Source organism: Streptomyces sp. NBC_00986, assembly GCF_045162565.1.
Classification (GTDB): Bacteria; Actinomycetota; Actinomycetes; order Streptomycetales; family Streptomycetaceae; genus Streptomyces.
Window position 1 is genome coordinate 9,589,004 of record NZ_CP108733.1, and the last position, 12,913, is coordinate 9,601,916.

General features: G+C 71.8%; 8 protein-coding genes. 5 read left to right on the top strand and 3 right to left on the bottom strand.

All coding sequences use genetic code 11. The features are described from left to right. The first annotated feature begins 51 nt into the window (after positions 1–51). Positions 52–4,854 carry a hypothetical protein gene (locus OG504_RS43135; RefSeq protein ID WP_405994633.1) on the top strand — a complete coding sequence of 1,601 codons (4,803 nt, stop codon included), beginning with the start codon at positions 52–54 and terminating at the stop codon, positions 4,852–4,854. Between the two features lie 22 nt (positions 4,855–4,876). Here OG504_RS43135 and OG504_RS43140 read toward each other — a convergent pair whose 3' ends face one another. Beyond that, complete coding sequence (locus OG504_RS43140) at positions 4,877–5,479, bottom strand: hypothetical protein (protein WP_405994634.1); 603 nt, start codon at positions 5,477–5,479, stop codon at positions 4,877–4,879. Positions 5,480–5,897: 418 nt separating this feature from the next. Here OG504_RS43140 and OG504_RS43145 point away from each other — a divergent pair, with 418 nt between their 5' ends. From OG504_RS43145 to OG504_RS43160, 4 genes are read left to right on the top strand one after another with little or no spacing between them, the layout of a single operon-like run. Further along, the gene (locus OG504_RS43145) at positions 5,898–8,720 is read left to right on the top strand and encodes a nitrate- and nitrite sensing domain-containing protein (protein WP_405994635.1); all 2,823 of its coding nucleotides are present in this window, start codon (positions 5,898–5,900) and stop codon (positions 8,718–8,720) included. Beyond that, positions 8,717–9,148 carry a roadblock/LC7 domain-containing protein gene (locus OG504_RS43150; protein ID WP_033282376.1) on the top strand — a complete coding sequence of 144 codons (432 nt, stop codon included), beginning with the start codon at positions 8,717–8,719 and terminating at the stop codon, positions 9,146–9,148. The genes OG504_RS43145 and OG504_RS43150 overlap by 4 nt, the downstream gene beginning before the upstream one ends. 9 nt (positions 9,149–9,157) lie before the next feature. Then, positions 9,158–9,553: a DUF742 domain-containing protein gene (locus OG504_RS43155; RefSeq protein WP_405994636.1), complete on the top strand. Its 396-nt coding sequence runs from the start codon at positions 9,158–9,160 to the stop codon at positions 9,551–9,553. A 48-nt stretch (positions 9,554–9,601) separates the two neighbouring features. Beyond that, on the top strand, positions 9,602–10,207 hold the full coding sequence (locus OG504_RS43160; RefSeq protein WP_365309370.1) for an ATP/GTP-binding protein: 606 nt from the start codon (positions 9,602–9,604) through the stop codon (positions 10,205–10,207). Positions 10,208–10,309: 102 nt separating this feature from the next. Here OG504_RS43160 and glpK read toward each other — a convergent pair whose 3' ends face one another. After that, positions 10,310–11,821: a glycerol kinase GlpK gene (gene glpK, locus OG504_RS43165; RefSeq protein WP_405994637.1), complete on the bottom strand. Its 1,512-nt coding sequence runs from the start codon at positions 11,819–11,821 to the stop codon at positions 10,310–10,312. A gap of 80 nt (positions 11,822–11,901) precedes the next feature. Beyond that, positions 11,902–12,627 (bottom strand): MIP/aquaporin family protein, encoded by a 726-nt coding sequence (locus OG504_RS43170; RefSeq protein WP_405994638.1) that lies wholly within the window; start codon positions 12,625–12,627, stop codon positions 11,902–11,904. Positions 12,628–12,913: the final 286 nt, after the last annotated feature.

The window sequence follows — 12,913 nt, forward strand, 5'->3', positions numbered from 1 at the left end:
GAGGTTTCTCAACTCCCCCCACCTGCCGAAGACTTACGACGAGAGTCCGCCATGTACGAGCTGTCCCGGGTCCGCCTCTACTCCATCGGGCCCGCCGGTGCGCGCTACGCCGACACCGTGCTTGACCTGCGAGGCGTGGGCCAGCCCGTGCCCGATCCCGCGCCCACCCAGGCGGAGTTCTTCGAGGACGAGCCCGTCGGGCCGCCGCGCCGCCCCGCGCCCGCCGGTGTGCTCTTCCTGGAGAACGGCGGCGGCAAGTCCGTCCTGCTCAAGCTGATCTTCTCCGTGATGCTGCCGGGACATCGCAACACCCTTGGCGGCGCAAGCTCTGGTGTGCTGCGCAAGTTCCTTCTCGCGGACGACTGCGGGCATGTCGCCCTGGAGTGGCAGCACACGCTGACCGGCGAGTGCGTGGTGGTCGGCAAGGTCAGCGAGTGGCGGGGGCGTCAAGTCTCCAACGACCCGCGGAAGTTCGCCGAGGCCTGGTACTCGTTCCGGCCCGGGCCGGGGCTGAGCCTGGACAACCTCCCTGTCGCCGAGGCCACTTCCGTACGACCGCCCGCCGAGGGCGCGTCCGGCGCGCAGGGCCGTCGGCGCACCATGAAGGGCTTCCGGGACGCCCTCACCGAGGCGGGCAAGGCGTATCCGCACCTCGAAGTGCACTGGGAGGAGATCCACGACCGCTGGATCGAGCACCTCGGCGACCTCGGCCTCGACCCCGAACTCTTCCGCTACCAGCGGGAGATGAACGCCGACGAGGGCGAGGCCGCCGGCCTCTTCGCCGTCAAGAAGGACTCCGACTTCACCGACCTGCTGCTCCGCGCGGTCACCGACACCCGGGACACCGACGGCCTCGCCGACCTGGTCGGCGGCTTCGGCAACAAGCTGGGGCGGCGCGCCGAGCTGATCGCCGAGCGGGACTTCACGGCCGGTTCCGTGGATCTGCTCGGCCGGATCGTCGAGGCCGCCGAGGCGCGGGCACGCGCGCGTGACATCCACGCCGGTGCGGAGCGCCGAACCCGCACCCTGGCCCGACGACTGTCCGCGCGGGGCGCGCAGGAGCGGGTACGGGCCGCCGACCTCGCCCAGCGGGTCACCGCCGCCGCGTACGCCGTCACGCACGCCGAGGGGGCGCGGGAGCGCAGCGCGCTGATCGCCGCCGAACTCGCGTACCGGCACGCCTCGTTGGCACTCGCCACCATGGAGAAGTCCGCCGCCGCGCAGAAGCGCGAGCTGGCCGACGCCCGTACTCTGCACGCCGCCTGGCAGGCCGCCGAGGCGGTACTGCGGCACCGGGCCGCCGCCGACCGCTCCGCGCGCGTGGCCGTCGCCATCCGCGAGGCCGAACGGGACGCCGCACCGGCGCTCGCCGCCCGCGCCAAGGCCGCCGTCGATCTCGTACGGGCCCTGCACTCGGCCGCCGAGAGCGCCGAGAACCTCGCCAACGAGGGCGAGGAGCGCTCCGCCGCGCTCCAGGAGGTCGGCGAGACCTCGCACCGGGACGCGACCTCCGCCGCCACCGAGGCGCAGCGCGCCCGCAGCGAGGTCGGGCATCTGCGCCAGCGGCTGTCAGAGGTCGAGCAGGAGACCGCCGAGGCGGTGCGCGCCGGCTGGCTCGACGACAGCGCCCCCGACGCCGACCCGGCCCGTGCCGCGCTCGCCGCGAGCGACGCCGAGAAGACGGCCGTGGCTTCCTGGGACACCGCGCGCGAGGCATCCCGCCGGGCTTCCGAGCATGCCCGCGAAGCGGCTTCCGCCGAGTCCCGCGCGGAGTTGACGGCGGCCCGCGCGTCCGACGCGGCGACCGCCGCCGAGCGGACCTACGACGCGGAGCGGCGCCTCGCCGAGGGGCTGGCGGGGGAGGAGCGGCTGGCGGAGCTGCTCAGCTTGCCTGCTGCTGGTGATGCGGGCCGTAGTGGTGGTGTGCCGGTGCCGCGTGGTGCAGGTGTGGAGCGCGCGGGCGACGGCGCGACGACGGGCCAGGGCGCTGACGGCGCCGAGGGCGCGCGCTCGGGTGCCGCCGGTCAGGGTGCCGAGTCGGCCGCACGCACCGGTGCTGCGGCCAACGGTGTTGTAGGAAGCGGCCGTTCCGCCACCTCGACCGCCAGTCCCGCCCGCCCCCTCACCGAAGGCCCCCTCACCCCCGAGGAACTCGACCGCTTCGCCGACGAGTTGCGCGAGCTGCTCGACGACGGGGTCTCCTCCGCCGAGCGGCACCTCTTCGACCTGCGCACCGCCGCCGCCGACGACTCCCGGATCCTCGGGGCGCTCGGTGACGGCGGGCTGCTGCCGCCCGGCCCGGACGTGCTGGCCACCGTCGAGTACCTCGGCGAGCACGGCATCCCCGCGCTGCCCGGCTGGCGTTATCTCGCCCAGGCCGTCGACCCCACCGACCATGCGCGCGTGCTCGCCGCCCGGCCCGAGCTGGTCGACGGCGTGATCATCACCGACCCGGACACGCACGCGCGTGCCCGTGAGGCCCTCAACGACGCGGCCCTGCTGCCCCGGTCCGCCGTGGCCGTCGGCACGGCCGCCGCCCTCCTCGCCCCGACCCCGGCGCCCGACGCGCAGACCAGTGACGTCTTCCTCGTACCGCCGAACCCGGCCATGCACGACGAGCACGCCGCCGACGAGGAGCGGCAGGCGCTGCGCGCGCGGGCGGGGCAGCGGGACGAGGAGATCCGTACGCTCGCCGCGCGGCTCGGCAAGGATCGGGAGCTGGCGGCACGGCTCGCGTCCTGGCGCACCGGCTGTCCGAGCGGGCGGCTGGTCGAGCTGGCGCAGGCCGCGCGGGACACGCGCGCGTTCGCCGAGGAGGCCGAGGCCGAACTCGCCGAGGCGCGGACCGTGCGGGCCGAGGCGGATGAAGTCGCCGCCGAGGCCGCCCAGGTGCGCGACGAGCGGCAGGAGACCGCGCAGAAGGCCCGGCGCGCCGCCGACGCCCTCGCCGGACTCGCCTTCCGGCTGCGGGAACGCGCCGGCTGGCAGGTCAAACTGCGTGAACTCGCCGACGAGGCAGCCGAGTCGGAAGCCCGCGCCCAGTCCTGCCTGGAGCGCGCCCGCGCCGCCGACGAGGACCGCCGCGCCGCCCAGCGCGCTGCCGACGACGCCCGCCGCACGGCCCGTGCGCTGCGCGCCGAGCGCTCCGAGATCGCGGGCGCCCCCGACGACGTACCGGAGGACGACCCGGACGCCCCCAGGCCCGCGCTGGCCGCCCTCCGCGAGGCCTATCGGGCCGCCTCGCAGCTCTACGAGAAGGTCGGCGTCGGCGCCGATCTGCGGGCCGAGCAGGCGCGGGCGGAGAGTGACGAGAGCGCGGCGATCGCGGAGTTGGACCGGCTCAGCAACAAGGTCCGCACGCGTGCGGCGCAGTTGCTGGAGTCACCCGACGGCTCCGACGGACCGTCCCGGCAGGCCGCCGCCGCGCGTGCCGAGGAACTGGTGCAGCTGCTGGAGACCCGGGTGTCCACCGCGAGCGAGCAACTCGGGCGGCTGCGCGGCGAGGCCGAGCGGCACGCGCCCGAGGACGGCGAGGCACACACCGAGCTGGCCGAGGAACTCGTCCCGCGCGACGCCGAGCACGCCCAGGCCCTGCTGCGCACGGCTACGGCCGAACTCGGCTCCCGCACCGACGCGTTGGGCCAGGCCCGCGAGGCGCACGCCGAACTCCTCGACGCCCACCGTGCCGCCGAGGACGGGGCCGGCGGTTTCGACGAGACCGCCGCGATGCTCCGGGACCTGATGCGCGAGCACTCCTCGGACGAGGAGCAGGAGGAGCCCGAGCCGTACCCCGGCAGCGTGGAGGAGGCCCGGCACTCCGCCGCCGAGGCTCGCCGCTCACTGCGCGGCTGCGCCGCCGACCTGTCCGCCGCCGAGGGAGCCGTACGCGAGGCGAGCGATGTGCTCGTGCGGCACGCCAACTCCACGCGCTACGAGCAGGTACGGACCCCCGCGCGGCAGCAGATCCGTGAGCTGCCCGCGTCCGCGCTGCCCGAGCACGCACAGAAGTGGGCCGACGCCTTTGCACCCCGACTCCGCGTCCTCACCGACGAGTTGGCTCAGTTGGAGCGCAACCGCGACTCGATCGTGGACCGGCTCCGCGGGCTCGTCGAGTCGGCGCTGGCGACCCTGCGGTCCGCGCAGCGGCTGTCCCGGCTGCCCGAGGGGCTCGGCGAGTGGTCCGGGCAGGAGTTCCTGCGCATCCGCTTCGAGGAGCCCGACCAGGCCACGCTCACCGAGCGGCTCGGTGTGGTCGTAGACGAGGCGACCCGGGCCGCCGTGAAGAAGAACTCGGACATGCGGCGCGACGGAATGTCCCTGCTGCTGCGGGGAGTTGGTGCCGCGCTCGAACCCAAGGGCGTCGCTGTGGAGATCCTCAAGCCGGACGCCGTCCTGCGCGCCGAGCGGGTGCCCGTCGGGCAGATGGGCGACGTCTTCTCCGGCGGCCAGCTGCTCACGGCAGCCATCGCCCTGTACTGCACGATGGCCGCGCTGCGCTCGAACGACCGGGGACGGGACAAGCACCGGCACGCCGGCACGCTCTTCCTGGACAACCCCATCGGGCGGGCCAACGCGACCTATCTGCTGGAGCTGCAGCGCGCCGTGTCCGACGCGCTCGGTGTCCAACTCCTGTACACCACCGGCCTGTTCGACACCACGGCACTGGCCGAGTTCCCGCTGGTCATCCGGCTGCGCAACGACGCCGACCTCAGGGCTGGCCTCAAGTACATCAGCGTGGAGGAACACCTCCGGCCGGGCCTGCCGCAGCAGGCCCCTGCCGGAGAAGGCGAGTCGGTGCACAGCGAGATCACGGCGACCCGGATGTTCAAGCGTCCGGCGTCGACCGCCCCGTAGGCGAACCGTCCGTGGGCGAGCGTCAGGAGTGGGACAGCTGCCCGGCGCCGCTCTTGCGGGCTATCCGCTCCTGGGCACGCTCGCTGGACCGCGCCTGACGCTGGGCCCGACGCCGCTCGCGGCGGAGGGCCCTCGCCGTGCTGCTGGGCTCCGAGACCACGCCGTTGCGCTGGTTCCACATCTGGCGGGTCACCCAGACGTCGAGGGCGCCCCAGGTGGCCACCACCGTGCTCACCACGCTGCTGATCACCATCGGGAACGCCAGCCAGGACCCGGCCATCGTGCACAGGAAGGCCACCGTCGCCTGCATCAGCGTCACCGCGATGATGATCACCGCCCGCACGGCCGCCGTACGCACCGGATCGGGCAGCCGGCGTCGACGCGCGGGCTCCTCGATCCACAACGGCCGGTAGTACTCCTGCTGTTGGTCTGTCGCGCGAGCCGAACGCGGCTCGTCGAACTCCGCCGTCGTCCGCTCGTCCGAGTCCCTGTGGGCCTCGCCGCCGCCCGTGGTCGTCCCACCGTCTGCCGGAATGTCGTGATCCGGTGCCTCACGGCGCCGCCACGCCGTCGACCGCGCCGCCACGCCGTCCTCAAGCGCCTCTTGCCGCTCCGCCGTGCCCATCAACGTGTCCTCCCCACCGCCGGTACACCACTCGCCCCGGAGTCCGAAGACTCCGACTCCCCAGTGGGTGCCCGGCTTGCGCTGTTTTACGCCGCACGGTTGCGGATGCGGCTCGTGTGGCCGGTTCCGCCCCCATGTCCCGTAGAGAAAGACGAACAACATGCCACGAAGATTCCCAACAGACGAAAAATTCCGGCCAACTGGCCAAGTGGACCGAAGGGGTGGGGTGTGGTGATCCCGGGGATATCGGGGCGGCAATCTCCCGCAATGACCCGACAACTCCGCATGTCCGGTCGCTGTTGCGGAAGTTCACGCTCCGGACAGCTCTTCGAGTTACCTCTGTGTCAGTAGTAGGCTCGCGCCGTTTGTTGACGTACATGTGTACCCCCGGCCGGCGGGGGTCCAGCTGGGGGAGGCCATGCGCTTTCGCGGGAAGTCCATCCGCCGGAAGATCGTGGCGCTCCTTCTCGTGCCGCTCGTGTCCCTGACCGCGATCTGGGCGTTCGCCACGGTCCTCACCGGCCGGGCGGCCGGCGACCTGTTCAACGTGTCGTCGGTCGTCGAGAAGATCGGCTATCCCACCGAGGACACCGTCCGGGTCATCCAGCAGGAACGCCGGCAGTCGCTCGTCTATCTCGCCGACCCGCGCGCCGCCGACGGGCTCACCGATCTCCGGCGCAGCCGTGCCGCGACCGACGAGGCCGTCGCCAAGATCCGCAAGAACGCCGAGAACCCGGACGTGCGCGACGCGATGGGGCAGGCCACCGACAGCCGAGTCAGCGCGGTCCTCGACGCCTTCGACGGGCTTCAGTCGCTACGGCGCAGCGTCGAGGACGGCACCGTCAACCGCGCCCAGGCCCTCGGCCTCTACAACCACCTGGTCGACCCGTGCTACGTGCTGCTGTCCAACCTCCACGTCGTCGACAACGTCGAGATGGACAAGCAGTACCGCGCCCTCGTGAACCTCGCCCGCGCGCGGGAGTTCCTCTCCCGTGAGGACGCCCTGCTCGGCTCCTCCCTGGTCGTCGGCAAGCTCACCCGGGACGAGACCCGCGACGTCTCCGACCTGGTCGCCCAGCGCACCCTGATGTACGACGTGAACCTGCCGCTGCTGCCCTCCGCGGAGCGCGGCCACTTCGAACGCTTCTGGAGGAACGCGGCCAGCGCCCCGCTGCGTGTGGCCGAACAGGCCGCCGCCTCCACGACGTCCGGCACGCCCCGCAACGTCACCGCGCAGACGTGGAACACCGCGGCCGGCGCGGTGCTGGCCAAGCTCGGCACCCTCGACGACCAGGCCAACGACCGCTACCAGGACCGGGTGCGCCCGGTCGCGATGAGGGTCATCCTCAAGGCGGCCGTCGCCGGCGTCCTGGGGCTGATCGCCCTCCTGTTCTCGCTCTTCCTGTCGGTACGCATCGGCCGCGGCCTCATCCGCGACCTGCGCCAACTGCGCCTGGACGCCCACGAGGCGTCCGGCGTCCGGCTGCCCAGCGTGATGCGCCGTCTGTCCGTCGGCGAAGTGGTCGACGTGGAGACCGAGGTCCCGCGCCTGGAGTACGACAGGAACGAGATCGGCGACGTCGGCCAGGCCCTGAACACCTTGCAGCGCGCGGCAGTCGAAGCCGCCGTCAAGCAGGCAGAACTGCGGTCCGGTGTCTCCGAGGTGTTCGTCAACCTCGCCCGCCGTAGTCAGGTCCTGCTGCACAAGCAGCTCACCCTGCTCGACACCATGGAGCGCAGGACCGAGGACACCGATGAACTCGCCGACCTGTTCCGCCTCGACCACCTGACGACCCGTATGCGCCGGCACGCCGAGGGCCTCGTGATCCTCTCCGGGGCCGCCCCGTCCCGGCAGTGGCGCAAGCCGGTCCAGCTCATGGACATCGTCCGCGCGGCCGTCGCCGAGGTCGAGGACTACGAGCGCATCGAGGTCCGCCGGCTGCCGCGTATCGCCGTCACCGGCCCCGCTGTGGCGGACGTCACCCACCTGGTGGCCGAACTCCTGGAGAACGCCACGGTGTTCTCCCCGCCGCACACCGCCGTCCAGGTCCTGGGGGAGCGGGTCGCGAACGGCTTCACCCTGGAGATCAACGACCGGGGCCTCGGCATGGCGGCCGAGGCACTCCTGGACGCCAACCTCCGGCTCGCCGAGACACCGGAGTTCGAACTCTCCGACACCGACCGCCTCGGCCTGTTCGTGGTCAGCCGGCTCGCCCAGCGGCAGAACGTCCGCGTCTCGCTCCAGCCCTCGCCCTACGGCGGCACCACCGCCGTCGTGTTCATCCCCGACGCCCTGCTGAGCGACGAGGTCCCGGACACCAACGGCATCGGCTTCCGCCTCGACCGGCCCCGGCCGACGAAGGAGGCCGAGCTGGAGGAGAGCCGCCGCTCCGCGCTCTCCCAGATGCCCGTGAAGCTGCCCGGTCTGCCGCCCGCCCTCCTGGACGGACCGGTCGAACTGGAAGCCCCCGTCGACCTGGACGCCCTCGAAGGCTTCCCGAACGGGCTCGACGACGAGGACGGCGAGCGCGGCGGGATCTTCCGCCCCCGCCGCGCCTCCACCCACCGGGACGACCTCGCCCCCGTCCGCCCCGTGGACCACCATCAGCAGGTCCCCGAGGCCGATGCGGACGGCCACCGCAGCGAGCCGCTTCCGCTGCCCCGACGCCGTGCGCCCAAGCTGGTCAGCTCCCATGGACGTCCGGTAGTCGAGCAGCGCTCCCGACGCGAAACGGCGGACTCCGTAGAGGCCGATTTCGACGGCCCCGCCACGGCTCCGAGTCTGGGCGGACCGGAGACGGACGGCCCCGCACCGCTCCCGGCCCGGCGCCGCGGTGACACGCCGCTACGGCGCCGTACCGACGTGCCCGGTGGTCGCGCCGAATCCGCGCAGCCCCCCGCCTCCCCGGGACGCGGACTCGACGAGCCGCCCGAGACCCCGTCCCTCCCCAGGCGCACCCGGCGTGCCGAACTCGCGGCCGGCGCACCGGACTCCGACACCCCGCCGAGTACCGGAGCGTTGCCCAGACGCGTACGTCAGGCCAATCTGGCCCCGCAGCTGAAACAGGACCCCGATCGGCGCGCCGCGAGCCCGGCGGAGGTCGCCGAGCGCGACGCCGACGAGGTGCGCAGCCGTATGGCCTCGCTCCAGCGCGGCTGGCAGCGCGGCCGCGAGGAGAACGCCGAGGGCGACGACGCCCGAGGCGGCACAGCACAAGGAACTAAGGGGGACGGTCGATGACCGCACCGAAGGCGACCGGCCACAGCACCGACCAGCGCGGGCTGAACTGGCTCCTCGACGACCTCGTCGAGCGCGTCGCCAGCATCCGCAAGGCCATCGTGCTCTCCGGCGACGGCCTTGCCACCGGCGTGTCCCAGGACCTGACCCGCGAGGACAGCGAACACCTGGCCGCCGTGGCCTCCGGCTTCCACAGCCTCGCCAAGGGCGTCGGCCGCCACTTCGAGGCGGGCAGCGTGCGGCAGACGGTCGTCGAACTCGACGAGGCCTTCCTGTTCGTGACGGCCGCGGGCGACGGCAGCTGCCTCGCCGTTCTCGCGGACGCCGACTCGGACGTCGGACAGGTCGCCTACGAGATGACACTGCTCGTGAAGCGGGTCGGTGTGCATCTGGGGGCCGCTCCGCGCACCGACGTGTCCTCCGGCGGGTAGTGGAGTGACATGAGCGGAGACGGTCAGGGAAGAAGCCACTGGTTCGACGACGAGGCCGGACCGGTCGTCAGGCCGTACGCGATGACGCGCGGCCGCACCACCAGTGCGGCCCAGCACCGCCTCGACCTCATCGCGGTGGTGATCGCGGAGTCCCACGAGGACGACTCGGAAGCGGACCAGACGCTGTCCCCGGAGCACGTGGACATCGTCGGTCTCTGCCGTGACGCCCCGCAGTCGGTCGCCGAACTCGCCGCCGAACTCGACCTGCCCATCGGGGTGATACGGGTCCTCATCGGCGATCTCGTGGACAGTGAACTCGTCCATGTGTCACGTCCCGTACCCCCGGCGGAACTGGTGGACGAGAGTATTCTGCGCGACGTGATCTCCGGCCTCCGGGCCCTGTGAGCGGCGCGAGCCACCGCCCCCTACCCCATCAAGCAGGAGAAAAGACCGATGATCTTCGGGCGTACTGAGCGAGGCAAGCCTCCGGTCGAGCCCGTCACGCTCAAGATCCTGGTGGCCGGCGGCTTCGGCGTGGGCAAGACCACCCTGGTCGGCGCGGTCAGTGAGATCAGGCCGCTGCGCACGGAGGAACTGCTCACCGAGGCAGGGCGTCCGGTCGACGACACCAGCGGGGTGGAGGGCAAGCACACCACCACCGTGGCCATGGACTTCGGCCGTATCACCCTGCGCGAGGACCTGGTGCTGTACCTGTTCGGTACGCCGGGCCAGGAGCGGTTCTGGTTCATGTGGGACGAGCTCTCCGAGGGCTCCCTGGGTGCCGTCGTGCTCGCCGACACCCGCCGCCTGGAGGACTGCTTCGCCGCCCTCGACTACTTCGAGCGGCGCTCCATACCCTTCGTCGTCGGCGTCAACTGCTTCGAGGGCGCGGACCGTTACCCCGTGGACGCCGTACGCCAGGCCCTCGACCTGGACGAGGACGTCCCCTTGATGCTCTGCGACGCGCGCGACCGCGCGTCGGTCAAGGAGGTCCTCATCGAGGTCGTCCAGCACGCCATGGCCTACGGCGCGAAGCGCCGCCAGAGCGTCACCAGCTGAGGCGCGGGCGCGGCCCGTACCCCCGCCGACCGGGGTACGGGCCTCAGCTCGCGGAACGACACGCACGCGCGTGTGCCTCGTGAACGACCCACGCGCGCGTGCCTAGTTGTCGCCGTCCTCCTCCCAGCCGAAGCTCTTCTCCACCGCCTTGCGCCAGTTGTGGTACTCGCGGTCCCGCACCGACGACTCCATGGAGGGCGTCCACTCGACGTCCTTCTGCCAGTGCGACTTCAGCTCGTCCAGGTCGTTCCACACCCCGGTGGCGAGCCCGGCCGCGTACGCGGCGCCCAGGCAGGTCGTCTCGGAGACCTTGGGCCGGATCACCGGCACCCCGAGGACGTCCGCCTGGTGCTGCATCAGGAGGTTGTTCTTGGTCATGCCACCGTCCACCTTCAGGGTGGTGATCTGCACCCCGGAGTCCTGGAACATGGCGTCCACGACCTCGCGCGTCTGCCAGCTCGTCGCCTCCAGCACCGCCCGCGCGAGGTGCGCCTTCGTGACGTACCGGGTCAGCCCGGTGACCACTCCGCGCGCGTCGGAACGCCAGTAGGGCGCGAACAGGCCGGAGAACGCGGGCACGATGTACGCGCCGCCGTTGTCGTCCACGCTCGCGGCGAGGGTCTCGATCTCGTCGGCGTTGCGGATGATGCCGAGTTGGTCGCGGAACCACTGAACGAGCGCGCCCGTTATGGCGATCGATCCCTCCAGGCAGTAGACCGGCGCCTCGCTACCGATCTTGTAGCCCATTGTCGTGAGCAGCCCGTTCTTCGAAGGTACGGGCCGGTTCCCGGTGTTGAGCAGCAGGAAACTGCCCGTGCCGTAGGTGTTCTTCGCCGTGCCGACGTCGTAGCAGGCCTGTCCGAACACGGCGGCCTGCTGGTCGCCCAGGGCCGACGCCACGGGTACGCCCGCGAGTTGGCCGACCGCGGTGCCGTAGACCTCGGCGGAGGACTTGATCTCGGGGAGGATCGCCTCGGGGACGTTCATCGCGGAGAGGATGGACGGGTCCCACTGGAGGGTCTCCAGGTTCATCAGCATGGTGCGCCCGGCGTTCGTCACGTCGGTGACGTGTTTGCCGCCCTCGGTGCCGCCGGTGAGGTTCCAGATCAGCCAGGAGTCGATCGTGCCGAAGGCGATCTCGCCGCGCTCGGCGCGGTCCCTGAGGCCGGGCACGTTGTCGAGCAGCCAGGCCGCCTTGGGGCCGGAGAAGTAGCTGGCGAGCGGCAGCCCGGTCTGCTCGCGGAAGCGGTCCGGGCCGTCCGAGCCGCCCAGTTGCTTGCAGAGGGCCGCGGTGCGGGTGTCCTGCCACACGATGGCGTTGTGCACGGGTTTGCCGGTGGCGCGGTCCCAAAGGACCGTCGTCTCCCGCTGGTTGGTGATGCCGAGCGCGCTGAGCTGGTCGGCGCGCAGTCCCGCCTTGGCGATCGCACCGGCGACCACCGCCTGCACCTTGGACCAGATCTCGGTGGCATCGTGCTCCACCCAGCCCGGCTTGGGGAAGATCTGGCGGTGCTCGCGCTGGTCGACGGCGACGATCGCGCCGTCCTGGTTGAAGACGATGCAGCGGCTGGAGGTGGTGCCCTGGTCGATTGCGGCGACGAACCTGTCCGTCATGACGACCCCTTTGTCGTGTCCTTCGGATCCTCCGGGGGACTGCTCCGGTCCTTCGGAGGGCTGCTTTCGGAAGACGGTTGTCAGAAGGCTGCGTTGAAGATGACTCCGGCGAGCGCCCCGCCGATCAGCGGTCCCACCACCGGGATCCACGCGTAACCCCAGTCCGAGGTGCCCTTGTTCGGGATCGGGAGCAGCGAGTGGACGATGCGCGGGCCCAGGTCGCGCGCCGGGTTGATGGCGTACCCGGTGGGACCGCCCAGCGACAGACCGATGCCGACCACCAGGAAGGACACGACCAGCACCGCCGTGCCGGACGTACCGAGTCCCTTGGTGAGCCCGAAGGCCAGGATCGGCAGGACCAGCGCGATCGTCGCGATGATCTCCGTCATCAGGTTCGCCACGACATTGCGGATCGTGGGCGTGGTCGAGAAGATCCCGAGCGTGGGCTGCGCCATCTCCTCCTCGGCATTGGCCTGGAACTGCGCGTAGTAGACGAGCCAGCACAGCACCGCGCCGAGGATGGCGCCGACCATCTGCCCCGCGATGTAGAGCGGGACCTTGTCCCACTTCCCGGTGTCGATGGCGATGCCGATCGTGACCGCCGGGTTGAGCTGCCCGCCGGACAGCGGCGCGGCGGTGTACGCCCCGGCCATCACGCCGAAGCCCCAGCCGAACGCGATGACGATCCAGCCGGAGTTCTGTGCCTTGGAGTAGTTCAGTACGACGGCGGCGACCACGCCGGCGCCGAAGAGGATCAGGATCGCGGTGCCGATGACCTCACCGAGGAATATGTCTCCATTGCTCATGGCGGCTCCTAGGCCCTCGCCCGGGACGGTCTGCCCCGGTCCTCCGTGCAGGGTGCGGTTCCCTTGGCGACTTCAGCCGAAGGCAGGGAGGGTCCCGAGCCCCGCCCGGCGTCCGTGACGAGCGTGCCGTCGCAGCCGAATCGCCCGTGGGAGTGGGCCTGAGCGCAGGCGGAGCCCGCGCGGCGCAGTGCCTGGTACGCCGAGAATGTACGGCGATGTCGACCGACACCGGGAAGTGTTCACCGGTGCCTGTGGAGCGTCAAGGTCGCGGACGGCAACGGTGACA